The sequence below is a fragment of the Nocardia sp. CY41 genome (assembly GCF_009829325.1).
Classification (GTDB): Bacteria; Actinomycetota; Actinomycetes; order Mycobacteriales; family Mycobacteriaceae; genus Nocardia.
The window spans coordinates 1-23,202 of sequence record NZ_VUOS01000042.1 but is presented as its reverse complement, the minus strand read 5'-3'; the positions used below and the strand labels follow the sequence as shown (position 1 = coordinate 23,202).

Sequence of the window (23,202 nt, the reverse complement as noted above, 5' to 3'; positions counted from 1 at the left end):
ACGAGTTCGGGGCGATAGCGCTGGGATGACACTGACTCTGGGACCGATCCTGCGGAGCGCCGGCATCGAGCCCGCGGACGCGCAGGTGATCCGGCACGCGTACGTCAAGGAGCACGAGGACACCGGCCTGCAGGGCATCCATGCGGACTCATCGGACGCAGAGATCCTGGCGTACACCAGCCAGCAGTCGACGAACCCCCGGATCTTCCCTGTCGTCCCGCCGCGCATCTGGGTCGTGTTCATCCGCGAAGGCGGCGATCGTGCGCGCTTGTGGTCGGTGTTGGAGAACCGCGGCGAGGTCTCGAACGACGGCGCGCTCCGGACGTTCGACCTGGTCATCTCGGACCGCATGGCCAACCTCAGGAACCGGTTCGTCATCGGCTGAGATCGCCGCGCACTTGGAGGCTCAACGGCCCCACAGCCGCCGGCTATCCGGTCGCCGAGATCGCGGATGCGCAGCCGGTGCGGCTCCGGCCGCTACCAGGGCGTTGGTGACCGCTTCTTTGAATTTGTCGCGGACATCGGCGGTGGCTTCGCTGTATTCGCCGACGGGTGCGGCGAGGTTGACGGATGCGGCGGCGAGTTGTGTGGCACCGCTGTTCAGTGTGGTGAGGTGTCCGAGGAGGGCTTCGAGGCCCTTCTTGTCCTGGATGTCGTCGAAGATGTTGCTGTTTGCGGTGATTCGGGCGGGGGCGCCGGTGATGGTGGGGTGTTCGGCGAAGGTCTTTCAGGTGGATGCGGCTTTGGCGAGCTTGTCCTTGTTGCCGTTGGGTAGCTTGCTGCCGAACTCGTCTTGGATCTTGCCGACCAGAGCGTGGTAGAAGCCGGGGATGCTGCCGTTGCCCTCGGTGACGCCGTCGCCGGTGCTTGGCACCGGCGCCGATCGCTGTGGTGTCGGACAATGGCCCCTGCTTCCGCGGAGAGGTGTTCAAGACTGCGTTCGACGGGCCGGATCCGCTGTTGCGGCATGCCCGAGCCAGGGTCCGGTCGCCTCAGACGAACGGTGGGATCGAGAAATTTTTCGCTACCTTGAAATTCGAACACCTGTTCCGCGGCGTCATCGCCGACGGCGATGCCCTGGATATGGAGGTCCATCGATTCCGGGTCACATCCAACACGATCAGGCCGCACCAAGCGATCGACGACCGAGTATCCAGCATGGCCTTCACTGATCATGACCAGGGGAAAAGCGTTCGATAAGCGGCATTTGAGGATGTTCGTCGGACCGTCGCCTTCCTAACGGTTCCCCTGCCGGGGCCCTTCTTGGAGGCTGGTCAAGATAGCATCGGGGCTGGCACTAGGTCAGGACTGGAGATGCCTCGCAACAGACGTCCGCAGGATCGGGAAGAGAAGCGCGCGGAAATCGTGGTGGCTGCTCGGCGGTTGTTCGTCGAGGAGGGATACGACGCGGCGTCGATGTCGCGGATCGCCCGCGACGCCGGAGTGGTGTCGAACACGCTGTACTGGTATTTCCAGGACAAGGACGCAGTATTGATCGCGGTTCTGGACGCGGTCCTGGCCGACTCGATGGCCTCCTACAGCGAACTGCTGGGCTCGGGGCTGTCTGATCGGTTGTTGTGGCTGGTCGAGGAATTGGAGCAACTGGGGCGGTTGGTCAGCACGGTGCACATGCGCGCCGAGAAGTCCGCGTCCATTCAGGAATGGCACGAGCAGTTCCACGCGCTGGCCGAGGGATTGTTCCGGGCGGAACTGATCGAGCTCGGCGTGCCCGCTGCCGAACTGGATCCGCTGGTCGCGATCGGCGTTTTCGTTGTCGAGGGCTTGCTGACGCATCCGACGGAGCAGGCCCAGCGGCGCGTGGTGATCGAGACGTTGCTCAACAGCGCTCGCAGTCTTGCCGCAGCCGCCGACTGAGTGCCTGCTCTCCGCACGTCCACGAGCCAGGGGCGACCTACTGCGTGTTGCGTGCGGTGTTGTCGAAATGTCTTGCCAGGAAATCGCGTTGGTCACGCACGGCTCGTTCGAAGTGCTGGCCCAGGTAGATGCCGAAGTGGTCGCAGGGGTAGTTCTGGATCTGCACGTGTGCCAGGCCCTGCGCGCGACGCTTCGTGGTCTTCGCGGGCGCGGCCGCGTCGTTGTCGCAGACACACAGCAGCGTCGGAGTGCTGAAGCGAGCCAGCGCGCGACCGGGCCGATCGAGCGGAAGGTGCAGCACCAGCCGTGCGGCCAGGGCGTTGGCGGCATCGAATTCACCGTCCGGGCCGCGCAGTACACCCCACATGCTGTCGCGACCGACACCGGTCACGGGTTCTTCCCCACCGTCGATCTCGGTCAGCTGGATGTTCTTCGACACCTGAGCCCGCACCGACGGCAGCCGTCTCAACAACGCGCTGGTGCGCCGCGAGAGCCGGGTCCCCGCAGGCAGGAGTGCGGAAGCACCGGCGAGGGCGTCGGGTGAGGCCACGAACGCGGGCATCCAGGACGTCCCCGCCATCGGCACCAGGATCGGCTTCGCGCCGAACCAGGAACCGACCGTGTCGAGGATGCCCGCCCCTGTCAGCGCTACCACGCTCAGCGGGCCGGTCCGGATACGCGAGCGCAACGACGCCGGTCCGTCGGTGAAGGGGCACTGGGCCACCACCGCCGCGATTCGGGTGTCTTCGGAAGCGACCTGAAGGACATGTCCGCCACCGAAAGAGCTGCCCCACAACGCGATCCGGTCGACATCGACCTCCGGAAGTGTGCGTGCGAAGGCCAGGGCGGCATGCCAATCGGCGCGTTGCTTGCCGATATCGAGGAGCTGGCGCGGCGCTCCGCCGCTGGCCCCGAGGTGACGGTAGTCGAACACCAGCACCGACCACCCCGCCTCGACGAACCGTTCCGCGTAGGCATCCAGGCGCATCTCCCGCACCGCCCCGAGCCCGTGCCCCATGATCACCATCGGGCGCGGGCCGTTCAGGTCAGGCGCGGTGTACAACCACGCCGCGCACTCGTCCTGGCCAGAGGTGAACGAGACCTCACGCCGCCGCACCGCTGCCGACTCGTGCCGATCGGCCGGCCCACTCATTTCCATGACTCGCGTCCTCCCGCTTCACCACCACTCTTCTTGGACGTCATCCAAGAAGCAGGTCGCGGTTACGGTAAGGGCTTCTTGAACATCAGTCAAGAAGTCGTCGGGGTCACGGATCTGAGTTGGCGGCAACCCGAACCTCCAATCGCGCTGTAATCGGCGTTACCGAGCGCTTCAGGTCAGCTCCCCAGCTGCGGCATCAACCATGTGACCAGCAGGATCGTGCCAAGACCTCGACTCGAGACACTTCCACGCGCTCGCCGTCCATCCGGTCCCAGGTTCGTTCGTCGACTCACCTCAGCGGCGGCGGGGTCAGGCGCGGCGACCATGCCGGGTCGTGGGGCAGCGGTGTCCGGTGGAAGGCGAACTCCTCACCTGTTCGGGGGGAGTCGGATCGACAGATGTGGACACCGGACGGGGGAGATTCCTGCCGAGCGGCAGTCTTTGTCGCGCCGCACCCCCTGTGAATGAGCGAAGGCGGGCCCGCGCGGGCATACGATCCTCCAGCAGGTCCTGACGAGCAGCAACGTGCGATGGGAGTCGCCGGTGGCATCGGAGATGGATGACGCGACCCCCGTCGGGCAGCGCGACGGGTGGTCCATCCCGCGTGGATTGATCGTGCTGATGGCCGCCGCGGGGGCGGTGGTGTCGATCGCCGGGATCAAGGTGTTCGCGGGCATAGTCGGTCCGGTCTTCCTCGCTCTCATGCTCACCGTCGCGGTGCAACCGATCCACGCCTGGGCGCGGCGGCGCGGACTGCCGGCCTGGGTGGGCATGGCGCTGGCGCTGGCGGCGGTCTATGCCATCGTGGTGGGGCTGCTGGGCGTGCTGGTGGTGTCGGTCGCGCAACTGGCCACGGAATTGCCCGGTTATGCCGCGGAATTCGATGATCTGCTCGGCGGGGTGCGCACATCGCTCGCCGACGCCGGTGTGGGCGGCGACCAGATCCGCGACCTGCTCAGCGGCGTCGACTTGGGCCGGCTGACCACGGTGCTGCAATCCGCCCTCACCGGACTGGCCGGCGTGCTGTCCGACCTCGTCTTCGTCATCGTGCTGCTGCTGTTCATGGCCTTCGACGCCACATCGATGGGACGGCGGGTCGAGATCGTCACCGAAGTGCGCCCCGATATCGCGTTCGCGTTCGAGACCTTCGCCTCGGGAACTCGCCGCTACCTGATCGTGTCCACGGTGTTCGGATTCATCGTCGCGGTATTCGACGGGCTTGCGCTGTGGTGGCTGGGTGTCCCGCTGCCACTGCTGTGGGCGGTGCTGTCGTTCATCACCAACTTCATCCCCAACGTCGGTTTCGTCGTCGGTCTGGTTCCGCCCGCGCTGCTCGCGCTGCTCGAAGGCGGTCCGACGCTGATGATCTGGGTGATCGTGGTCTACAGCGTGATCAACTTCGTCATCCAGTCGTTGATCCAGCCCAAGTACGTCGGCGACGCGGTCGGTCTCAGCGTGACGGTGACCTTCTTGGCGCTGGTCTTCTGGACCTGGGTGCTGGGCGCACTCGGCGCGTTGCTCGCCATCCCGCTCACCCTGCTGCTCAAAGCGGTACTGCTCGACATCGACCCCGCCACCCGCTGGGTCAGCGCCTTGATCAGCAGCGCACCGGCCAATCCGGGCGACGATGCCCATCAGGAACGAGCCGGCGCCGACGGAACGACTGGACGATGAATACCTACCAGCGGCTGGATCCGATCGACCGGGGCGAGGCGGTGGCGATGCTCGATTCGGGCGACACCGCGGCTGCCTGGTTCGGCGGCGTAGCAGCAGCCGCGACCACCGACGCTCGAACTCGGCAGATGGTGACCAGACTCACGATTATCTCTCGATGGATGTGCGAGTACCTGTTGAGCAGCGGTTTCCGGCGCGAGGACGGGAGGATCGACCGGAAAAGAAGGTGATTTGTGTCGGTGCCGACCGGAATACTGACCCGCGCCCGATGAGTTCGTGCATTCGACACCGTCTCGATCGTTGTGGCGCCGGGACGCGATCCGGTGACTCGGCAACGGGCCACATGTTCCTGTCAGCGACCCTTTGCTCCGGAGGTATCCGATGTCCGTCGACTTATCCGCTCCCGCCTCGGGAGGGCGGACACCGACCGTCATCCGGGTGCTGGTGCTCGCCACTTTCGTGGTGATCCTGAACGAGACCATCATGATCAACGCGATTCCGCGGTTGATGGAGGACCTCGCGATCACCGACCGGGCCGCGCAATGGGTGTCGACGGCGTTCATGCTGACGATGGCGGCGGTCATCCCGACCACCGGCTGGTTCCTGCAGCGCGTGTCGACCCGGCAGGCGTATGCCGCGGCGATGGCCGTCTTCCTGGCGGGTACCGCGCTGTCGGCGGTCGCGCCGTCGTTCGCGGTGCTGCTGCTCGGCCGGGTCGTCCAAGCCTTCGGCACCGCGGTGATGATGCCGTTGCTGATGACCACACTGATGACGGTGGTGGCCGAGCACGACCGTGGCAGGGTGATGGGCAATGTCACCCTGGCCATCTCGGTGGCACCCGCGATGGGACCGGTGATCTCCGGAGCTGTACTGCAAATCGGCTCGTGGCGTTGGCTTTTCGTGCTGGTGCTGCCGATCGCCGGTGTGATCGCCTGGCTGGGGCTGCGTCAGCTGGAGAACGTGGGTGAACCGCAGGCCGGGCAGATCGACTCGGCCAGCGTGGCTCTGGCCGCGCTCGGGTTCGGCGGACTGGTGTTCGGGCTCAGCCGCTTCGAGAGCGACAACCTCGCCGGTCCGGCGCTGATCGTCGCCGCGGGCTCCGCGCTGATCGCCGGGTTCGTGTGGCGTCAGTTGCGCCTGCAGCGCACCGGCACTCCGCTGCTGGATCTGCGGGTCCTGCTGTCCGGCACCTACGCCAAGGCGCTGATCCTGATGTCGGTGGCGTTCATGGCGATGCTCGGGTCGATGATCCTGCTGCCGCTGTACCTGCAGAATCTGCGTGGCCTGAGCCCCTTGGCCACCGGCTTGCTGGTGATGCCGGGCGGGCTGGCGATGGGCCTGCTCGGTCCGACCGTCGGTCGCCTGTTCGACCGGTTCGGCGGACGCTCGCTGGTGATTCCGGGGTCCATCGGCATCGCCGCATCGCTGGCCGGGTTCACCCAGATCTCGATGACCATGCCGTACTGGCAACTGCTTGGTCTGCACATCCTGCTGATGGTGTCGCTGGCAGCGGCGTTCACCCCGGTGTTCACGCTCGGTCTCGGTGCGCTGCCGCAGCATCTGTACTCGCACGGCAGCTCCATGCTGGGCACCTTGCAGCAGGTCGCCGCGGCGTTCGGCACCGCCTTGGTGGTGACGGTGATGTCGGCCCGCGCCACCTCGCTCGCCGCCGAGGGCACCGACCTCGTCACCGCGCACCTCGACGGGATGCGCCTGGCCTTCCTCGTCTCGGCGGCGCTGGCGCTGGTCGTGATCGTCATGGCGGTGCTCTTGCCGAGCCGGGCGGCGGCTCCGGAACAAGCGGTCGAGTCCGAGGCCGCGACGCCGCAACTGACCAAGCACTGAACGAATCGCACCACGGGAAGCCCCTGGCCGCATCGACGGCCAGGGGCTTCGCCGTATCCCAGCGGGTTGCCCGCTGCTCTCTGGAACGGCAACAGGCAACCCCTGTTCCCTGCGGAGTGCCCACCCGATGCTGGAGCCGTAGTTCGTGGCCGAAGATCTCACCACGCCGGCGTCTGCGGCAAGGAGGGAAGGAATACGCCGACCGACACGAATCATCGACACGCGGCTCAGCGTCAGATCGCTGCGCACGCGTGGTTCCAGTCGGGCGAAAACCCGACTATATGGGGAAATAAACCAACCAGAATCTTCCACGGCCGGGTTGTCGGATGCGCACGGTCGGATATACGACCGAACGTTTGCTGTTCGAGTCCCGCGCAGCTCGGGGCGAGTGCAGACTGTTCTTCGCAAAACCGTGGTGTTTCGGTCGGAGGCAGATCTGTGACCGCGAGACATCCGGCACGGATGTAGTCGAGGGGGACGAACTGGTCGGTTCAATCCACGTCTTTCCATCCCGCCCTTACGTGCACACAGCGCTGCGTGGATAAATCGTCCTCCAGGGGTGTTCACCAGGGCCGGCCCGCCGCCCGCGCGCTATTGGCATCGGCACTTGGCCTTCCGATAAATCGCAACATCAAAGGATTACAAAGGATTAGTTCATGAGTATCGCCTTCGACCATAGGGACGACCAGCTGCCCGTCGCGTTGGAGCGGGAGCGTCCGGCGCTGAGCAGCCGGGAGATCGAAGTGCTTCTGGCGTGGATCGCTTCGGACTCGAAAGTGGAAGTCGGGCGGCGTCTGTACATCTCGCTGGGGACGGTCAACACCCACTTGGCACGGATCAGAGACAAGTACGCCGCGGTCGGCCGCCCCGCGCCGACGAAAGCCGCTCTGGTCGCCCGCGCATTGCAGGACGCGCTCATCGACATCGATGACCTCTGACCGAAGCGCGGGTGCGGATCACCCGAGCTGAATGGCTTGCGCGGAGGACAGTTCAGGAAACGGCGGCATTGCGGCGGAAGCCGAAGAGTGAGGGGCCGCCGTAGAGGCACCACACGGCGATGACGGGGTCGCAGATCGCGCATCCGAGGGATGAGTCGTGCGCGAACGGGATGATGGGATTGCCTTTGAAGTGGTGCAACAGGTCCCATGCGGTGTGCAGGAGCCAGGCTGTGCCGATGTAGGTCCAGGACTCCAGTCCGCGGTAGGCGCAGTAGGTCGCGACGGCCGTGAATACGAATTCCCAGCCGCCTGCTCCACCGCCGCTCAGATATGCCGCCCCGGCACCGGCGACCATGACGGCATTGAAGCGGCGACGATGGGGTTCCGGGATCACCGACATCACCATCGCGTACAGAATGCCGATCAGCACCGGCGCGACATAATTCATGATGGCTGAACTCCTTGCGGTCGGACTCCTTCGCGAACCGAATTTATCGAGGCGAGCGAGCCCTTCCCAGAGGCATTTACGCCACGTCTCGCCGGAAAACCGCCACCGGGAACGTAGTCGGCGAGGCCAGTCCGCGGCGGCGTCAGGCCGATCGGGGGTGGTCGGCGTCACACGACGATTGACGTCGCCGGAGTCGGGTATGCGGCGGATGTCAGCCGACTAGGAATTGGGAGGTATGTGATGCCGGAGCATCAGAGCGGACCCCGGGAAGCTGTCGAGGGTGTCGTGGAAGACATCAAGGGGAAGGCGAAGGAAGCCGCTGGCGTCGTCACCGGTGACGAGGACCTGAAGAAAGAGGGTCGCGCACAGCAGGACAAGGCCGAATCCCAGCGGGACGCGGCGCAGAAGGAAGCCGAGGCCGAAAAGGCCCGTGCTGAAGCGGATCTCGACGAGGCGCGCCAGAGCGCCTACGAGAGCGGCAAGGACGTCTAGTCCTCGGCGCGAGATCCGATGTGGCGGCGCGGCGGAACGATCCGCTCCCGGTCGGCGTGCACTGCCGTCGGCCGGGCCGCCGTCAGCAGTTGGTCGGTGCGGGCACCCCGCGGAAGCGTGCGTCCAGCCAATCGATGGCGGGCGGTATGCCGAGCACCGCGGTGGACAAGTGGTCCGGGCTGAGAAATTTCTCGTAGAGCACTCGCGCGCCCGCGTCGCAGTACCGCCGGAGCGTGGCATCGATCGACTCCACCGGAATGAGGGCGTCGATCTCGGCGCGCCATTGGTAGACCGGAACGGCCGGGACGCCTTCGTAGTGTTCCAGGCTGTTCTCCTCGAGCACGCCCCGTGCGCGCTTGTCGTCGGCCAGCGAATTCGAGGCCGCGACGTCCACGATTCCCCGGCCCGCGCCGGCCAGCAGGATCTCGTTGGTGCAACTGTCGGCGATCCGGTTGCGGACCGACAGCCCTTCCGAGTTCAGCTGTTCACTCACCGGCAGTCGCGCCGGGTATTCCCGCTCCAGTCCGAGAGCGGCGGCGAAGGCGAGACCGAAGGCCGCGTGCGGCGCGTAGCCGAGGCCCTCGATCATCTTGACCAGATTCATCGGTACCCCGCCCGCGGCGACGCCGACGAGCGGCAGTTCCGGCGCGTAGGTCGGCGCGAGCGCGGCCGCCCATGCGCTCGCCATCCCTCCGCCGGAGTAGCCGAGCATGGCGATCGGGCTGTCCGCCAATCCCAGTTCCGCGACCCGCCGGGCCGCGCGGAGTCCATCCAGCGTGATCATGCCGCCGAGTTTCGCGGCCCCGTAGGCGCTGGTCGGCCCCAGGTGGTCGGGCAGAGCGACCGACCAGCCGCGCAGCAGCAGGGCGTTGAGCGCAGGCGCTTCGCGCACTGCCAGATTGGGGTCGCTGGTGTAGAGGACACGGGAGACCGCGCACTGGGTGCCGAGTGCGTTGATGATGTGCTGATAGGACAGCAGCGGCCCACCGGGGGCTGGATCGGGCGGAGTCAGCACGGTGGTGGTGGCCGCGATCGACTCACCGGCGGAGTTGGTCGAGCGGAACTTGATCATCGTGACCGTCGAGCCGGGGAACGTCGGCAGCGCAGGCATCGGCCGTACGGCGAGGACATCGCCGGGCGCGGCGCGGTCCAGATCGGCCGGAGTGGCGTAGAACGGATCCGGATCCGGCGCGGGATAGATGGGCTGCGCCGCGGCTTGCGGTGTGATCACACAAAGCGCGGCCGCTGCGGTGGCGATGACCAATCGAAGCATGTCCTTCGTCGACTCCCATTCCTCACGACGTGCTGGTGCGTAAAGCTGGTGTGCTGAAGTCGAATGCATCCCGGATGCCGGTCGACGGCGACCGATGCCCGGACCTGCACACTGTAGGGGACGATCGGAAAAAGCCGAGGTAGCCGCGCCGCTCGGGGACGGCCGGGCGCAGCGCTCACCGGTCGGTTACCGTGGCCCGGTGCTTCTGCTGGTCGTCGGCGTCGTCCTGCTCGGTGTGTTCGCGGTGCGATTCGGCACGGACCGAAGGCGACTCGGCCACGGGGTGTTGCTGCTTCTGGGGACAGGGTTCGTCGGCGCGTGGGCGGTCGGCTGGATCGTCGACGGCGACCTGCCGGTGGTGCTCGCACCGTTGGTGGTACTGCTGTCACCGTTGCTGGTGCTGGTACTCGCCGGGTTGTCGATCGCCAACGGCGCGCAGTTGGTGCGCCGCGAGGGCTGGCATGTCCCGAATCTGCTGCCGCTGGGGCTCGGCATCGCGTTGCTGGTGCCGTACGTGGTGCTGGGCCTGGCTCTCCTCACCGGAAACTTCTGGTTCGCCGTGCTTTTGGCATCGCTGACGATGGCGATCAGCTACGTCGGCTTCTTGTTCACCGCGTTCCTGCTGTATTCGCTCTGCTACGGCCTGTTGCCCTACCGGCCCGGGATGGACGCGATCGTCGTGCACGGAGCCGGACTGGTCGACGGGGAAGTGCCGCCGCTGCTGGCCGCGCGCCTGGACCGGGCGATCGAGGTCTACCGCGGTGAGACGGCCGAGGGGCGTGCGCCGTTGCTGATCGCCAGTGGGGGCAAGGGATCCGACGAGGAGGTCTCCGAGGCCTCGGCGATGGCCGATTACCTCATCGGCCGCGGCGTGCCGGAAAACCGTGTGGTGCTGGAGGACCGGTCGGAATCCACCGAGGAGAATCTGCTGTTCACCAAGCGGCTGCTCGGCGAGCGCGGCCCCGCCACGCGCATGGTGCTGGTGACGAGTAATTTCCACGCGCTGCGCACGGCGATCCTGGCGCGCCGCCTCCACCTCGACGCCGAGGTGACGGGCGCCAGGACCGCCTTCTACTACCTGCCGAGCGCGTTCCTGCGCGAATTCGCCGCGCTGCTGGTGGCCTACAAATGGACCACTATCGTGGTGGGCGTCGCGCTGGTGTCGCTGCCGCCGCTGGCTCTGCTGGCCACCCGCGGCTGAGTCAGCCGAAGCTCTTGTGCGGCACGCCCACGGTCAGACCGCCGTCGATGACGAACTCGGCTCCGGTGGTGTAGGACGACTCGTCGCCGGCGAGGAAGGTCACCAGGGCGGACACCTCGGCCGGGTCGGCGGCGCGACCGAGCGGGATCTGCAGGAAGTCCTCGGGGATGTTCTCCGTCATCGGGGTGCGGATCAGGCCGGGGTGCACGGAATTCACCCGGATCTTGTGCTGCGCCAGTTCGAGCGCGGTGGATTTGGTGAGCCCGCGCACGGCGAACTTGGTGGCCGTGTAGCCGTGCAGCCCCGGGCTGCCGCGCATGCCCTCGACGGAGGAGATGTTGATGATCGAGCCGCCGCCCGCCTCGATCATCGCGGGCGTGGCCGCCTGCATGCCGAGGAAGGTGCCGGTGAGGTTGATGTCGATGATCCGCTGCCATTCGGCCAGCTCGAACGCGACGAGCAAATTGCCGTTCACGATGCCCGCGTTGTTCACCAGGACGTTCAGCGAGCCGAACCGCTGCACCGCCGCATCGACGGCTTTGCGCCAGTCCTCCGGCTCGCGCACGTCGAGGTGCACGTAGGCGGCGTTGTCGCCGAGTTCGGCGGCGACCGCGGCGCCCTCGTCGTCGAGCACGTCGCCCAGCACCACGCGGGCGTCCTCGGCGACCAGGGCCCTGGCGTGTGCCGCGCCCATTCCGCGCGCTCCGCCGCTGATCAACGCCACCTTGCCGGTCAACCGCCCCATGTGGGCACCTCCGTCTCTAGAACCCTTCTGCAACACGTTACAGAAACTCGCCCCGCCGGGCGCGTCCCGCGACAGTAACCCAGGTGGATGGTCGGTGGACGGGCGTCCGGCTGTGCCGTCGCGTGGGCGCGCGCCGCGGCCTTCGTGCTCGCCGGTGTCTAGCTCGGCCGGTCCTTCAGGTGACGCCGAGGCCGGACGAGTTCGGGTTTCGGCCGTACAGTGTGGCCGGACGGCCGCCGGTCGCTCTGCACCGGAGCACATATGGACTCAGGCCAGGTGAAGGTCGAATTCGGCTCGGTGTAGGTGACGCTCGCGGTCTCCGTCGAGCCGTCTGGTGGGTGTCGCGCGTTGCGATCGGCCGATCTCGCCTGGTCGATGTGGCCCGCGATTTTCGCGTCGGTTGCGCGGCGCGCCGGGATCGCCGCACGGTGGGGTGCGTAGGGGCACGGCTGTCCTGGCGCGTCGCCGGGGAAACTCGGCAGCCCGGGCGCGCAGGTGTGCCATGATCGTATAGAACACGTTCTAAAAGTTCCTGCGGTGTGACCACGGGAGGTGCGTCATGACGAACTCCGGCCGAAGCGTGACGCGGTTGGGCGGACGTTTCCGGGTGCCGGACATCGCCGAGGTGCCCGATGGACGCCTGATCGATCTGGCGGACCGGGGTCGGACCTACGTCGTCGACATCCCGGGGCCGAAGGACGCGCCGACGCTGGTGCTCCTGCATGCCACCGCATGCACCGCGTACCTCACCTGGTTCCCCTCGCTGGCGGCGCTGGCGCGACGATACCGGGTGGTCCTGTTCGATCAGCGGTGGCACGGGCGCGGCATCCGCTCCGAACGGTTCGATCTGGAGGACTGCGCCGACGACGTGGCGGCCGTGCTCGACGCGCTGAGCATCGACCGCGCTGTCTGCGTCGGGTTCTCCCTCGGCGGAATCGTGAGTCTGCTGGCCGGCCGCCGCCATCCGGATCGCGTGAGCGGGCTGGTGCTATGCGCGACGCCTTATCGATTCCGCGAGAAGTGGCGCGAGCAGGCTTTTCATCGAACGTTCGGCGCCTTCGCGGCCGCAGTGGGGCCGTATTCCTACCGCCGTGCCGAGAAGCTGGCGGGCCGCCTGCCCGAGCTTCCGGTGCTCACCTGGGCGCCGGGGCGGTTGGATCGGTGGGCGTTCGGCGAGTTCCGCAGCACCAGCGGGTGGGCGCTCACCCAAATCCTGGCCGTGGTCGGGCGGTTCGACGCGACCGCGTGGCTGCACAGCCTGACGATGCCGACGGCCGTGGTCGTCACCACGCGGGACCGGGCGGTTCCGGTCTATCGGCAGGTGGAGATGGCGGGCATGATCCCGGGGGCGAGCGTGCACCGTGTCGCGGCCGGGCACGCGTGTTGCGTACTCGAGGCCGACCGTTTCGTGCCGGTGCTGCTCGAAGCTTGCGAGTCCGTCGCGGCGCGGATCTGAATCGGCGCCCTGTCCGGCGGCGGTGGCGGACAGGGAACCGGCGCTCAGCCCGATTTCCGCGCCGCGGACAACAATTCGGTGACCACACCGGGAACGGCGTCGGCGAGCGCCGCGATGTCGGGCACGAGTTCCTTGCAGGCGATGAAGCCGAAATTCAGCTTGTCGTTGTTCGACAGCACGGTCACCGACAGGCCCGCGCCGTGGAACACCGGCCCGAACGGGTACATCCCGTCCACCCGGATGCCGAGGAAGTACAGCGGCATCGGCGGCCCGGGCACGTTGGACACCACCAGGTTGTGCACCACGGGGTGCTTCTCCGCCAGCTTGAGCGACGAGTACATCCGCGCCGCGAGCCGGAAGGTGTTCGGCGGCGCGTATTTCGACCAGTCCTGCAGGAAATCCGCGCCGATCACCTCGTGTTCTTCCTTGGCCCCGCGATTGGCCTCGGCGACCTCGCGCAGGCGTTCCACCGGGTCGGCGATGTCGGTGCCGAGCCGCGCGAACAGCGCGGAGACCTTGTTGATGCCCGCGGTGTGCCGGGTCGATTCGTGCACCGAGACGGGCACGGACGCGATGAGCGAACGGTCCGGCAATTCGTCACGCCCCGCCAGGTAATCGCGCAGCGCACCCGCGACGACGGTCAGCACCACGTCGTTCACCTTGACGCCGAACGCGGAGCGGATCTCCTTGATGGCGTCGAGCTCCACTTGGGTGAACGCGACGGTGCGATGCGGGGTGATGGCGAGATTGAAAGGCGTGCGTGGAGCGGAGAAGGGTACGGCCATGCCCGTCTTGTTCTCGCGACGACGCTGCGCGAAGCCGGCGACCACACCGACGGTTTTCGGCAGCATGCCGACGATGCCCGCCCGGGTGGGGAACTTCACCACCGCTTCGGCCAGCAGTTGCCAGTCGTTCGGTTTCGACTCGGGGCGCCACCGCTGTTCGGGCACCTCCTTGGTGATGCCGGGCTCCGGATCGCACAGGTGCATCATGAGGTTGGCGCCGGTGATGCCGTCCACCGCGGCGTGGTGGTATTTGCAGATCACCGCGACCTTCCCGTCGTCGAGGCCCTCCACGACGGACATCTCCCACAGCGGGCGATCGCGATCCATGGGACGGCTGGCGATGTCGCCGAGCAACTCGGCGAGTTCGCGGCGCCCGGCCGGCGCCGCGATGGCGATCCGGCGCACGTGGTAGTCGAGGTCGAAGTCGGCGTCCTCCACCCAGACGGGATGGTCGAGATTCAACGGCACCTCGTACACGCGGCGGCGCATCTGCGGGATCAGCGGAATCCGCCGGGCCAGTTCGGCTTTGAATCCCTCGAACGAGTAGTCACCCGGCGACGGGTCGAGGATCAACAGCGCGCAGACGTGCAGATGCTGGGTCCCGGTTTCCAAGTAGAGAAAGCTGGCATCCAATCCGGTCAAACGTTCCATAGCAAAAGCCTACTAGAACACGTTCTAGTTTTGTGCCGGAAACGGCGGGTGTGACGACTGTCGCGAAGTTGTGTCACCGTACAGCGCACTCGGTCATTTTGTGTGTTACTCGAGGTTCTATATATGTGTATGATCCTTACTACGGATATGTAGGAATCGCGCGACGGTTGCGGGCGCGTGCCGATCGAGGAGTATCGATGAAGCTACTTCGCAGGGCCGGGCGACGGCCCGACACCGACCCGGGCGCCGTGGCGCTGCACGCTCGCAACGTGCGCTTCGACTGGTCGGACACACCGCTGCATTGGATGCCCGCCGAGCCCATCGCCTCGCACCTGATCAACTCGCTGAATCTGCTGTTGCCCGAGGGGGAGCGCATGTTCTGCGCGGCGTACGCGGAGGCGCTGCCGTACGTGCGGGACGAGAAGCTGCGCGAGGCGATGCTCGGGTTCATCGGCCAGGAATCGATGCACGCCGAGACACACGACAAGGTGCTGCACGACGTGCTCGCCGTGCACGGCATCGACCCCGGGCCCTACCTGCGCCAGGCCGAGTACCTGTTCCGCCGCACGCTCGGGCCGAGGGGCGGCGCCGGCGTGGCCGAACGACAGGTGCTGGTCGAGCGGCTGGCCTTCATCGCCTGCCTGGAACACTTCTTCGCCTATCTGGGCGATTGGGTGCTCAACGCCGATCTCGAGCGGTTCGGCGCCGATCCCCGCATGGCGGACCTGTTCCGCTGGCACGGGGCGGAGGAAGTCGAGCACCGGCACGTCGCACACGATGTGGCCGTCTACTTCGGCGCCGGGTACGTGCGGCGCGCCGGACTGATGCTGCTGGTGTTCCCCATCTTCCTGACCTTGGTGGTGCGCGGCACCAAGTTCCTCGTCCACCAGGACCGGGACCTGCCCGACCTCGGCTATCCCCGTCTGCTCGCGAGAATCTCCGGCGCGATGTGGCGCGGCGCGTTGCCCGGCGTTCCCTCGCTGTTGCGGAGTGCGCTGAGCACCTTCGAACCCGGCTATCACCCCGAGACGGTGGGTTCCACCGCACAGGCGGTGGCCTATCTGGCGAAATCCCCGGCGGCGCAGGCGCGGGCCTCGTGACGTCGCACGTTCCCGAGCGCCTGCCCGCGGATCTGTTCGGCAGGCGCGAGGTCGACCGCACCGTGCGGGTGCTCGACGCGGTGGCCTCGGCGCGATTGCGCTGGACCACGCTGGTCAACCGGCGCGAGCCGCGTTCCCGGGTGGACGACCGGCGGCTGGCGCTCGTGGTCACCGACCGGCGGATCGAGGCGCACGACCAGGACGTGATCAGCCTGCGGCTGGCCGCCCCGGACGGGCGCGCGCTGCCGCCTTGGCGCCCCGGCGCGCACCTCGACCTGGAGCTGCCGTCCGGCCGCCTGCGGCAGTACTCGCTGTGTGGCGACCCGGCCGACGTGCGCGCCTACCGGGTGGCAGTGCGCCGGATCCCGGAAGGCGGCGGCGGTTCCGTGGAGGTGCACGACGCGCTCCCGTTGGGGTCGCCGATCGTGGCGCGCGGGCCGCGCAACGCCTTCCCGTTCGCCGTGCCCGGCCATGGATCGCCGGCAGCACGCCTGCATTTCGTCGCCGGCGGCATCGGCATCACGCCGATTCTGCCGATGGCCAGGCTGGCGCACCGCCTGGGCATCGAATGGACCATGGTGTACACCGGGCGCAGCCGGGACACGCTGCCCTTCCTCGCGGAAATCACGGCATTCGGCGATCGCGTCGTCGTGCGCACCGACGACGAGCACGGCCTCCCCGATGCGAGCGCCCTACTGCCCGGCGTCGGGCCGGACACGGCGGTCTATTGCTGCGGCCCGGTGCCGATGATCACCGTGATCGCCGACGCCGTACGCGAAATGCCCTACGTGGAACTGCATTCGGAGCGCTTCTCGCCGCCGCCGATCGTGAACGGCAAGCCGTTCGAGATCCAATTCGCTTCCACCGGGGAGGTTATCGAGGTCGGTGCGGATCGTTCCGCGCTCGACGCCGTCCTCGCCTCCCGGCCCGACCGCCCGTACTCGTGCAGGCAGGGTTTCTGCCGCACGTGCAAGGTCCGGGTGCTGGCCGGCGAACCCGACCACCGCGACAGCGTCCTCACCGATGCCGAACGCTCGGCGGGCGGGATGCTCGTCTGCGTCTCGCGCGCCGACGGCGGACGCCTCGTGCTCGATCTGTGATCCGGCTGCCGAGCCGGTCGAGGAGAGAATGATGACCACTACCGAAATCGCCGAACTCCCGGCGGTCGAACGAACTGTGCGCAGCGACGGATTCGAGCTCGCCGTCTACGAATACGGTGACCCGGCCGCGGAAACCGTGGTGCTGGTGCACGGCTGGCCCGACACCCATCACCTCTGGGACGCGGTGGTGCCGAAGCTGGCCCAGCGGTTCCACGTCGTCGCCTACGACACCCGCGGGCACGGGCGCTCCACCCGCACCCGGCGCACCGCCGACTTCCGGCTCGATCGCCTGGCCGCGGACTTCTACGCCGTCGCCGACGCGGTGAGTCCCGACCGGCCGGTGCACGTGCTCGCCCACGACTGGGGTTCGGTGCAGGTATGGGAAGCGGTGTGCGAGCCTCGCGCGGCCGACCGGATCGCGTCGTTCACCTCCGTCTCGGGGCCGAACCTGGACCACATCGGCAAGTGGATACGCGACCGCCTGGCCCGCCCGACGCCGCGCAACGTGTGGCAGCCGTTCACCCAGTTGCTCTCGTCGGCATACACCTTCTTCTTCATGACCCCCGGGCTGCCGCGCGCCACCTTCGGCCTGGTCGGGACCGAACGCATCTGGCGGCGGGTCGTCTCGATCATGAACGAGACCGCGCCGTCCAACGTGCTCCTCGGCCCGACCTTCCGCGCCGACATCGTCGACGGGTTGCTGATCTACCGCGCGAACATCGTGCGACGCATGCTCGCTCCGCGCGAGCGGCACACCGAGGTGCCGGTGCAGCTGATCGTCGCCGGACGTGACGTCGCCGTGCGGCCCGCGGGATTCGACGACGCACACAAGTGGACCGACCGGTTGTGGCGGCGGGACGTGGCCGCCGGGCACTGGATGCCGTTCTCGCATCCGGAACTGCTGGCCACCGCGACCACCGAACTGATCGACACGCTCGGGGGCGCGGCGGCGCCGCGGACCCTGCGCCGCGCCGAAGTGGGCCGCCCCGCTCGGCCGTTCGAAGACCAGCTGGTGGTCATCACCGGCGCGGGCAGCGGAATCGGCCGTGCGACCGCGCTCGCCCTGGCCCGTCGTGGCGCCGAGGTCGTCGTCTCCGACATCGATGTCGCGGCGGCGAAGGAGACCGCCGAGCTGATCGCCGCCGAACACGGTGTGGCGCACGCGTATCCGCTCGATGTCGCCGACGAAGGCTCGATGCGGGAGCACGCCGCGACGGTGCTGCGTACCCACGGCGTGCCGGACATCCTGATCAACAACGCCGGGATCGGTCAGGCCGGTGGATTCTTCGAGACCTCGGCGGAGGACTTCGACCGGGTGCTGCGGATCAACCTCGGGGGCGTGGTGAACGGTTGTCGCGCGTTCGGCCCGGCCATGGCCGAACGCGGCCTCGGCGGGCACATCGTGAATCTCTCCAGCATGGCGGCCTACAGCCCGCAGCAGGGGTTCAGCGCCTATTCCACCAGCAAGTCGGCGGTGTTCATGTTCTCCGACTGTCTGCGAGCCGAAGTGGCCGGACGCGGCATTGCGGTGCACACCATCTGCCCCGGCATCGTGCACACCGATATCGTGCGGCGCACCCGGTTCTCCGGTGTCGGCGCGGAGGAGGAGAAGCGCAAGCAGGAGCGCTACGACAACCTCTACCGGATGCGGCGTTACGGCCCGGAGAAGGTGGCCGAGCGGATCGTGCGGGCCGTCGAGAGCAATCGCAGCATCGTGCCGGTGACGCCGGAGGCCCACTTGCAGTACCACTTCGGGCGGCTGGCGCCGGGCGTCGTCCGATTCCTGGCGGCACGGGTGAAGCTGACCTGATCAGGAGGCGAGGGTGCGGGCGAGTTCTGCCTCGACGGCCTCGACTCGCTCGCGCTCGATGCCCCACGGGTGCTCGACGCCCACCCGGCGATCCAGATCCCAGAGCACGCATTCCTCGCCCGGCGCTGCCACGAACGACCATGCCACCACGGTGCGGCCGAGCTGCTCGGCCATGGTCCCGTGCGCCGGGTTCGGCGGCCCGTCGCCTTCTGGAAAGTGATGCAGGAAGCGGCCGTAGGCAGTAGCGCAGAAATCGGCGTAGCGCTTGGTGCAGAGGATGAACCCGTGCCATGCCTCGTCCACCGCGTGCGACGGCATGCCGATCACCCGATCGTCACGCATGGCGGCGCCGCAGCACAGCAGCCACTGCCGCAAACCCGTGTCCACCAATTCCCGCGGCTGCCACGGACAGGTCTTGTAAACGGCTTCGGGCAGTTCCAGCGCGTCGACGGCGGCGCGGACGGCCGTCAGGTCGATCTCGCGCGCCGGGGATCGACGGAACCTGAAGTTCACCACAGTTCACTGTACGTGCGCGCCGATGTGCCGCTACCGTTCTGACATGAGCGCACTCATCCTTCTGTTCGTCCTGTTGATGGTGCTGCTCCTCGTGGCGGTCCCGATCATCGTCGTGGTCGTCATCATTCGCTCGCAGCGTGACCGGTTCATGCCGCCGCCGCCCTATGGCGGGTGGGGCGGTTACCGAAGCGGGGGATCCAACGAGGGGGGTTCCACGGATCCGTTCTGGGCGGCCGGCGGCGCCGGTCTGTTCGGCGGATTCGACCAGCCGCACAGCGGTGGCGGTGGGCACCACCATCACGATCATCATCACCACGGCAGTAGCTGCGGCGGCGGAAGCGGTAGCAGTTGCGGTGGCGGAAGCAGTTCCAGCTGTGGTGGGGGGAGCAGTTCCAGTTGCGGCGGGGGAAGCAGTTCCAGCTGTGGCGGGGGTAGCAGCTCCAGCTGCGGCGGCGGTTCCTGACGCAGGATTTGACCTCAACACGACTTCAGGTTTCATGCTGATCTTCTTCCGAAACGGCAAGAAACGACGAAGGATGTGTCATGCGGGCTGTGCAAGCCAGTGAGTTCGGTGGACCGGAAGTGCTCGTGGTGCGCGAGCTACCGGATCCGGTGGCCGGACCGGGGGAGGTGGTCATCGATGTGGCCGCCGCGGACGTGATGTTCCTGGACACCCGGCTGCGGTCGGGATGGGGAACCGATTTCTTCGCGATCGAGCTGCCCTACGTGCCCGGCGGCGCGGTCGCCGGGGTGGTGGCGTCGGTCGGTCCCGACGTCGATCCCGCCTGGGTGGGCAAGCGGGTGTCGACGCCCACTGCCGCCAGCGGCATCGGCGGAGGCTTGCCGATCGGCGGATACGCGGAGAAAGCGCTGGCCAAGGCGGACACGCTGGTGGCCTTGCCCGACGGGCTGACCGCAACGCAGGCCGTCGCGCTCACCCACGACGGCAGGACCGCGCTGGCCGTGTTCGACCGCGCCGCTGTCCAGCCGGGGGAGTGGGTCTTGATCACCGCCGCGGCCGGCGGATTGGGCGTCCTGCTGATCCAGCTCGCCCGGGCGGCGGGCGCGCACGTGGTCGCGGCCGCGCGCGGCGCGCAGAAGCTGGAACTGGCCGAGCGACTCGGCGCGACCGCGGTGGTCGATTACTCCGCGCCCGACTGGGCGGAGAAGGCGCGGGCCGCAACCGGGGGAACGGGCGCGCACGTGGTGCTCGACGGTGCGGGCGGCGCACTCGGAGAGGCCGCGCTCACGGTCGTCGCGGATGGCGGGCGTTTCCTCGGATACGGCGCTGCCGCAGGCGAATTCGCCGCACTGGACCGGGAGGCCGCCGCGGCGCGCGGGGTCACCGTCTACGGGCTGTTCGACATCACCGGCGCGGACGTCGATTGGCGGGCGCTGGCCCGGCGCGCCCAGGACGAGGTCGCCGCCGGGCGCTTGGAGGTCGTCGTCGGCCAGACCTTCCCGCTCGACGAAGCCGATCGGGCACATGCCGCCATCGAGTCGCGGGCAGCGTTAGGACGCACTTTGTTAACAGTGTGAATAAAGCGGCGAACTGGACAATTGACGTAGTGCGCGGTCCCGGTCACGGCGCTAGGGTGCCGGGGTGGAAACTCTGCTCGTCGTCGCAATCGTCATCGTGGTCCTCGGCTTCGTGGTCGCTGTCGTGCAGTTCGCCAGCCGGCCACCGAAGGAAGCCGAGCCATGGGACGACCATGACGAGGCCGAGGACTACGACGACTGGGACGAGGACTATCGCGAGGGCTGACCCCGCTCCGCCGGGGTCAGCACCACGACCGCGATGGGCCGCTTGGTCAGCTTCTGATAGGCGCTGTAGCGACCCTTGTTCACCTTGTCGACGAGCGCCCACCGCCGGGCGTACTCGGGATCATCCGGCAGCGTCGCCCGGGCCCGTACCGTCAGTTTCCGCCGCCCGACCTGGATCTCGCACTCCGGTCGCGCCTTCAGGTTCGCCAGCCACCCCGGCGGCCGCGGCGACCCGCCGTTGGACGCCGTCACCAGATAGTTCCCGCCGTCGCGCGCGTAGGTCAGCGCCGAAGTCCGCTCCTTGCCGGACTTGCGCCCCACCGTTCGCAGCAGCAGCGTCGGATTCCCCAGCAGCAGCCGATGCCCCACCAGCCCACCGCTGTTCTCGTACACCCACTGATGCGCCTTCAGCACCTTCGTGAACAGACCGGCCATACCTGACCCTCCAGTAAGTTTCCGACCCACCCACCCTAGGCCATCGACTCCGACTGGTCCCCGACCCGCCGGACCCGGTAGCATCCCCAACGCCTGCGGTTCCCCGCGGCGCGGGGCGGTAGCTCAGTCGGTTAGAGCCGTGGACTCATAATCCATTGGTCGCGGGTTCGAGCCCCGCCCGCCCCACAAAGTGCCTCTGAGCTGCGGAAAGTTCGAACTCGACAGCCGAGTTGATCCAGAACAGTGCTCCGACAGCAATGTATTTTGCCGGTAGAATCCGGACATGGGGATGGATCTGGACGACATCAGAGAGCTTGCGGAGGACTTCGCGACGGAGCTGCGTCGCAAGAACCGGAGCAAGCAGACCATCGACGGCTACCTCACCCGGATCCGGTACTTCGCCGACTAGCTTCAGGAGCGTGAGCTGCCGACCACGGCGCCGGACATCACCCGCGCCCACATCGGTGGTTACATCGAGGACCTGCTCACGCGGCCCAATCGGCGCACCGGTGAGCCGTTGTCGCCGGAGTACGCGCGCGGTCAGTACCGATCGCTGCAACAGTTCTTCAAATACCTCGCGGCCGAAGAGATCATCGACGCGAATCCGTTCGACAGGATGAGCCCGCCCGCGGTCCCCGATCAGCAGGTGCCCGTGCCGAGCATGGACGCGGTGAAAGCTCTTCTCGCAGAGTGCGATGGTGCCGATTTCGCCGACCGACGGGACAACGCCATCATCCGGTTGTTCGCCGACACGGGGATGCGGTGCGGCGAACTCGCCCCGCTCGAGGTGGACGCGCTCGACTTCAACGAGAACACAGTGCTGGTGATCGGCAAGGGCGGTCGACCGCGGACGTGCCCGTTCGGCGACAAGACCCGAACGGCGCTGCGGAGATACCTCCGGGTCCGTGCGAAGCATCCGGGCGCGAAGAACGACAATTCAGCTCTGTGGCTCGGTTACCGCGGAGTGATGACCGACTCCGGCATTCGCCAGATGCTCGAGCGGCGATGCGACGCGGCCGGCATCGAACGTCTGCATCCTCATCAGCTCCGTCACTTCTTCGCGCATACCTGGCTCGACAGCGGCGGCCAGGAGCAGGACCTCATGATGCTCGCCGGATGGCGATCGCGTCAACTGTTGTCCCGCTATGGCGCCGCGGTCGCGGACAGTCGAGCGAAAGCAGCGCACCGCCGGGCGCGGCTGGGCGACAAACTGTAGGGCCGTCCGGACGGCGCAGTCGGGGGCAACTGCAGGTCATGGGGCAAGGCGATACGGTTGCCTGTATGACCGATGACTTCGTTGCGTGGGCTGCGCAGCTAGCACGGGACAATCTCGTCGGCATGTCTCGTCGGTGGCAGCACGTCCAAGGCGTTGCTCGGCATGCTCAGCAGGCCGTCGATGTGGTTGACGACGGCGACCTATTGCTGGCTGCGGCGTGGCTGCATGACATCGGCTACGCGCCGTCGATCCGTGAGACCGGATTTCATCCGGTTGATGGCGCCGAGTTCCTGCGGCGTGAGGGCGCGCCGGAGCGATTGTGCGCTCTCGTCGCCAACCATTCGTGTGCTTGTGTCGAGGCACGCAACCGCAGTATCGAGATCAGCTGGCCGGATGAGCAGACAGCGCTCCGCGACGCGCTGTGGTGGGCGGATATCACGACGACCCCAACCGGTGAGACGACGGATGTGCTTAGAGCGCCTATCAGGTTCGGTTGCGGAGTCTTCGCCAGCAGATGAGGGCGGCGGCGAGGTCGAGGAATCCTTGGTGGATGTCGGTGCGTCGTTCCCAGCGGGTGGCCAGGCGGCGGTAGTGGTGTAGCAGGGCCAGGGATTGTTCGACGATCCATCGCCCTGTCACCTTGTCGCGGGTGCCGCGGCGCGGGATGTGCCCGGTGATACGACGTTGCCGCAGGTCGGCATACACGCGCGGATAGTCGT

Annotated in this window: 26 protein-coding genes, 1 tRNA gene and 1 pseudogene; 19 read left to right on the top strand and 9 right to left on the bottom strand. The window is 67.4% G+C overall.

Translation table 11 applies throughout. The features are described from left to right. The first annotated feature begins 25 nt into the window (after positions 1 to 25). Positions 26 to 385, top strand: coding sequence for a hypothetical protein (locus tag GVY64_RS33605; RefSeq protein WP_201298277.1), 360 nt, complete (start codon positions 26 to 28; stop codon positions 383 to 385). 342 nt (positions 386 to 727) lie between these two features. Here GVY64_RS33605 and GVY64_RS38260 read toward each other — a convergent pair whose 3' ends face one another. Then, positions 728 to 874 (bottom strand): hypothetical protein, encoded by a 147-nt coding sequence (locus GVY64_RS38260; RefSeq protein WP_236567454.1) that lies wholly within the window; start codon positions 872 to 874, stop codon positions 728 to 730. Positions 875 to 924: 50 nt separating this feature from the next. Here GVY64_RS38260 and GVY64_RS33595 point away from each other — a divergent pair, with 50 nt between their 5' ends. After that, positions 925 to 1,200, top strand: a complete 276-nt coding sequence (locus GVY64_RS33595) for an integrase core domain-containing protein (RefSeq protein ID WP_159850227.1) — start codon at positions 925 to 927, stop codon at positions 1,198 to 1,200. A 114-nt stretch (positions 1,201 to 1,314) separates the two neighbouring features. Next, on the top strand, positions 1,315 to 1,875 hold the full coding sequence (locus GVY64_RS33590) for a TetR/AcrR family transcriptional regulator (protein WP_159850225.1): 561 nt from the start codon (positions 1,315 to 1,317) through the stop codon (positions 1,873 to 1,875). A 37-nt stretch (positions 1,876 to 1,912) separates the two neighbouring features. On the opposite strand, the gene GVY64_RS33585 is transcribed toward GVY64_RS33590, so the two are convergent. Further along, complete coding sequence (locus GVY64_RS33585) at positions 1,913 to 3,034, bottom strand: alpha/beta hydrolase (protein WP_236567453.1); 1,122 nt, start codon at positions 3,032 to 3,034, stop codon at positions 1,913 to 1,915. A gap of 543 nt (positions 3,035 to 3,577) precedes the next feature. On the opposite strand from GVY64_RS33585, the gene GVY64_RS33580 reads away from it, so the two are divergent. The 3 genes from GVY64_RS33580 (at position 3,578) to GVY64_RS33570 (ending at position 7,491) form a co-directional block, all read left to right on the top strand. Then, entirely contained in the window at positions 3,578 to 4,708 is a 1,131-nt protein-coding gene (locus tag GVY64_RS33580; RefSeq protein WP_442939669.1) for an AI-2E family transporter, read from the top strand. A gap of 381 nt (positions 4,709 to 5,089) precedes the next feature. Then, positions 5,090 to 6,553 carry an MDR family MFS transporter gene (locus tag GVY64_RS33575; protein ID WP_159850223.1) on the top strand — a complete coding sequence of 488 codons (1,464 nt, stop codon included), beginning with the start codon at positions 5,090 to 5,092 and terminating at the stop codon, positions 6,551 to 6,553. A gap of 656 nt (positions 6,554 to 7,209) precedes the next feature. Next, positions 7,210 to 7,491, top strand: coding sequence for a helix-turn-helix transcriptional regulator (locus GVY64_RS33570; RefSeq protein WP_159850221.1), 282 nt, complete (start codon positions 7,210 to 7,212; stop codon positions 7,489 to 7,491). Positions 7,492 to 7,543: 52 nt separating this feature from the next. On the opposite strand, the gene GVY64_RS33565 is transcribed toward GVY64_RS33570, so the two are convergent. Next, positions 7,544 to 7,939, bottom strand: coding sequence for a DUF6010 family protein (locus GVY64_RS33565; RefSeq protein WP_159850219.1), 396 nt, complete (start codon positions 7,937 to 7,939; stop codon positions 7,544 to 7,546). Between the two features lie 240 nt (positions 7,940 to 8,179). Between GVY64_RS33565 and mbp1 the strand changes: the two genes are divergently transcribed. Beyond that, the gene (gene mbp1 / locus GVY64_RS33560; RefSeq protein ID WP_063020430.1) at positions 8,180 to 8,431 is read left to right on the top strand and encodes a microaggregate-binding protein 1; all 252 of its coding nucleotides are present in this window, start codon (positions 8,180 to 8,182) and stop codon (positions 8,429 to 8,431) included. A gap of 82 nt (positions 8,432 to 8,513) precedes the next feature. Here the strand turns inward: mbp1 and GVY64_RS33555 are convergent, their stop codons facing one another. Further along, positions 8,514 to 9,704, bottom strand: coding sequence for a lipase family protein (locus GVY64_RS33555; RefSeq protein WP_159850217.1), 1,191 nt, complete (start codon positions 9,702 to 9,704; stop codon positions 8,514 to 8,516). 199 nt (positions 9,705 to 9,903) lie between these two features. Here GVY64_RS33555 and GVY64_RS33550 point away from each other — a divergent pair, with 199 nt between their 5' ends. Beyond that, complete coding sequence (locus tag GVY64_RS33550; protein WP_159850215.1) at positions 9,904 to 10,905, top strand: YdcF family protein; 1,002 nt, start codon at positions 9,904 to 9,906, stop codon at positions 10,903 to 10,905. Position 10,906: 1 nt separating this feature from the next. Here GVY64_RS33550 and GVY64_RS33545 read toward each other — a convergent pair whose 3' ends face one another. Then, positions 10,907 to 11,650, bottom strand: a complete 744-nt coding sequence (locus tag GVY64_RS33545) for a glucose 1-dehydrogenase (RefSeq protein WP_159850213.1) — start codon at positions 11,648 to 11,650, stop codon at positions 10,907 to 10,909. A 559-nt stretch (positions 11,651 to 12,209) separates the two neighbouring features. Between GVY64_RS33545 and GVY64_RS33540 the strand changes: the two genes are divergently transcribed. Then, entirely contained in the window at positions 12,210 to 13,106 is an 897-nt protein-coding gene (locus GVY64_RS33540) for an alpha/beta fold hydrolase (protein ID WP_159850211.1), read from the top strand. 44 nt (positions 13,107 to 13,150) lie between these two features. On the opposite strand, the gene GVY64_RS33535 is transcribed toward GVY64_RS33540, so the two are convergent. Continuing rightward, positions 13,151 to 14,542: a WS/DGAT/MGAT family O-acyltransferase gene (locus GVY64_RS33535; RefSeq protein WP_159850209.1), complete on the bottom strand. Its 1,392-nt coding sequence runs from the start codon at positions 14,540 to 14,542 to the stop codon at positions 13,151 to 13,153. 197 nt (positions 14,543 to 14,739) lie between these two features. On the opposite strand from GVY64_RS33535, the gene GVY64_RS33530 reads away from it, so the two are divergent. The 3 genes from GVY64_RS33530 (at position 14,740) to GVY64_RS33520 (ending at position 18,552) form a co-directional block, all read left to right on the top strand. Continuing rightward, complete coding sequence (locus GVY64_RS33530; protein WP_159850207.1) at positions 14,740 to 15,642, top strand: metal-dependent hydrolase; 903 nt, start codon at positions 14,740 to 14,742, stop codon at positions 15,640 to 15,642. A gap of 62 nt (positions 15,643 to 15,704) precedes the next feature. Continuing rightward, positions 15,705 to 16,742: a PDR/VanB family oxidoreductase gene (locus tag GVY64_RS33525; protein WP_442939670.1), complete on the top strand. Its 1,038-nt coding sequence runs from the start codon at positions 15,705 to 15,707 to the stop codon at positions 16,740 to 16,742. A gap of 28 nt (positions 16,743 to 16,770) precedes the next feature. Then, complete coding sequence (locus GVY64_RS33520) at positions 16,771 to 18,552, top strand: SDR family oxidoreductase (RefSeq protein ID WP_442939667.1); 1,782 nt, start codon at positions 16,771 to 16,773, stop codon at positions 18,550 to 18,552. On the opposite strand, the gene GVY64_RS33515 is transcribed toward GVY64_RS33520, so the two are convergent. Further along, positions 18,553 to 19,065 carry a hypothetical protein gene (locus GVY64_RS33515; RefSeq protein ID WP_236567452.1) on the bottom strand — a complete coding sequence of 171 codons (513 nt, stop codon included), beginning with the start codon at positions 19,063 to 19,065 and terminating at the stop codon, positions 18,553 to 18,555. 46 nt (positions 19,066 to 19,111) lie between these two features. Between GVY64_RS33515 and GVY64_RS38255 the strand changes: the two genes are divergently transcribed. The 3 genes from GVY64_RS38255 (at position 19,112) to GVY64_RS33500 (ending at position 20,833) form a co-directional block, all read left to right on the top strand. After that, the gene (locus GVY64_RS38255; protein WP_236567451.1) at positions 19,112 to 19,531 is read left to right on the top strand and encodes a hypothetical protein; all 420 of its coding nucleotides are present in this window, start codon (positions 19,112 to 19,114) and stop codon (positions 19,529 to 19,531) included. Positions 19,532 to 19,611: 80 nt separating this feature from the next. Then, a complete protein-coding gene (locus GVY64_RS33505; RefSeq protein ID WP_159850199.1) occupies positions 19,612 to 20,607 on the top strand; it encodes a zinc-binding dehydrogenase in 996 nt (331 codons plus the stop codon). Between the two features lie 64 nt (positions 20,608 to 20,671). Beyond that, positions 20,672 to 20,833: a hypothetical protein gene (locus GVY64_RS33500; RefSeq protein WP_159850197.1), complete on the top strand. Its 162-nt coding sequence runs from the start codon at positions 20,672 to 20,674 to the stop codon at positions 20,831 to 20,833. On the opposite strand, the gene GVY64_RS33495 is transcribed toward GVY64_RS33500, so the two are convergent. Further along, on the bottom strand, positions 20,818 to 21,267 hold the full coding sequence (locus GVY64_RS33495) for a nitroreductase/quinone reductase family protein (RefSeq protein ID WP_159850195.1): 450 nt from the start codon (positions 21,265 to 21,267) through the stop codon (positions 20,818 to 20,820). The genes GVY64_RS33500 and GVY64_RS33495 overlap by 16 nt on opposite strands. A gap of 112 nt (positions 21,268 to 21,379) precedes the next feature. On the opposite strand from GVY64_RS33495, the gene GVY64_RS33490 reads away from it, so the two are divergent. The 4 genes from GVY64_RS33490 to GVY64_RS33480 all read left to right on the top strand — a co-directional run bounded on the left by GVY64_RS33490 (position 21,380) and on the right by GVY64_RS33480 (position 23,001). After that, a tRNA-Ile gene (locus GVY64_RS33490) sits at positions 21,380 to 21,453 on the top strand. A gap of 97 nt (positions 21,454 to 21,550) precedes the next feature. Next, complete coding sequence (locus GVY64_RS38805; RefSeq protein WP_268895697.1) at positions 21,551 to 21,676, top strand: hypothetical protein; 126 nt, start codon at positions 21,551 to 21,553, stop codon at positions 21,674 to 21,676. Positions 21,677 to 21,784: 108 nt separating this feature from the next. Beyond that, a complete protein-coding gene (locus GVY64_RS33485) occupies positions 21,785 to 22,483 on the top strand; it encodes a tyrosine-type recombinase/integrase (RefSeq protein WP_201298275.1) in 699 nt (232 codons plus the stop codon). A 65-nt stretch (positions 22,484 to 22,548) separates the two neighbouring features. Then, on the top strand, positions 22,549 to 23,001 hold the full coding sequence (locus tag GVY64_RS33480) for an HD domain-containing protein (RefSeq protein WP_159850193.1): 453 nt from the start codon (positions 22,549 to 22,551) through the stop codon (positions 22,999 to 23,001). On the opposite strand, the pseudogene GVY64_RS33475 reads toward GVY64_RS33480, so the two are convergent. Further along, positions 22,967 to 23,202 (bottom strand): annotated as a pseudogene (locus GVY64_RS33475) (IS5/IS1182 family transposase); the annotation flags it as partial. The gene GVY64_RS33480 and the pseudogene GVY64_RS33475 overlap by 35 nt on opposite strands.

Excerpts from the sequence above, each read along its gene's own strand:
- GVY64_RS33605 (WP_201298277.1), top strand. The coding sequence starts at position 26 with ATGACACTGACTCTGGGACCGATCCTGCGGAGCGCCGGCATCGAGCCC.
- GVY64_RS33590 (WP_159850225.1), top strand. The coding sequence starts at position 1,315 with ATGCCTCGCAACAGACGTCCGCAGGATCGGGAAGAGAAGCGCGCGGAA.
- GVY64_RS33585 (WP_236567453.1), bottom strand. The coding sequence starts at position 3,034 with ATGGAAATGAGTGGGCCGGCCGATCGGCACGAGTCGGCAGCGGTGCGG.
- GVY64_RS33575 (WP_159850223.1), top strand. The coding sequence starts at position 5,090 with ATGTCCGTCGACTTATCCGCTCCCGCCTCGGGAGGGCGGACACCGACC.
- GVY64_RS33570 (WP_159850221.1), top strand. The coding sequence starts at position 7,210 with ATGAGTATCGCCTTCGACCATAGGGACGACCAGCTGCCCGTCGCGTTG.
- GVY64_RS33565 (WP_159850219.1), bottom strand. The coding sequence starts at position 7,939 with ATGAATTATGTCGCGCCGGTGCTGATCGGCATTCTGTACGCGATGGTG.
- mbp1 (WP_063020430.1), top strand. The coding sequence starts at position 8,180 with ATGCCGGAGCATCAGAGCGGACCCCGGGAAGCTGTCGAGGGTGTCGTG.
- GVY64_RS33555 (WP_159850217.1), bottom strand. The coding sequence starts at position 9,704 with ATGCTTCGATTGGTCATCGCCACCGCAGCGGCCGCGCTTTGTGTGATC.
- GVY64_RS33545 (WP_159850213.1), bottom strand. The coding sequence starts at position 11,650 with ATGGGGCGGTTGACCGGCAAGGTGGCGTTGATCAGCGGCGGAGCGCGC.
- GVY64_RS33540 (WP_159850211.1), top strand. The coding sequence starts at position 12,210 with ATGACGAACTCCGGCCGAAGCGTGACGCGGTTGGGCGGACGTTTCCGG.
- GVY64_RS33535 (WP_159850209.1), bottom strand. The coding sequence starts at position 14,542 with ATGGAACGTTTGACCGGATTGGATGCCAGCTTTCTCTACTTGGAAACC.
- GVY64_RS33530 (WP_159850207.1), top strand. The coding sequence starts at position 14,740 with ATGAAGCTACTTCGCAGGGCCGGGCGACGGCCCGACACCGACCCGGGC.
- GVY64_RS33520 (WP_442939667.1), top strand. The coding sequence starts at position 16,771 with ATGATGACCACTACCGAAATCGCCGAACTCCCGGCGGTCGAACGAACT.
- GVY64_RS38255 (WP_236567451.1), top strand. The coding sequence starts at position 19,112 with ATGAGCGCACTCATCCTTCTGTTCGTCCTGTTGATGGTGCTGCTCCTC.
- GVY64_RS33505 (WP_159850199.1), top strand. The coding sequence starts at position 19,612 with ATGCGGGCTGTGCAAGCCAGTGAGTTCGGTGGACCGGAAGTGCTCGTG.
- GVY64_RS33495 (WP_159850195.1), bottom strand. The coding sequence starts at position 21,267 with ATGGCCGGTCTGTTCACGAAGGTGCTGAAGGCGCATCAGTGGGTGTAC.
- GVY64_RS38805 (WP_268895697.1), top strand. The coding sequence starts at position 21,551 with ATGGGGATGGATCTGGACGACATCAGAGAGCTTGCGGAGGACTTCGCG.
- GVY64_RS33480 (WP_159850193.1), top strand. The coding sequence starts at position 22,549 with ATGACCGATGACTTCGTTGCGTGGGCTGCGCAGCTAGCACGGGACAAT.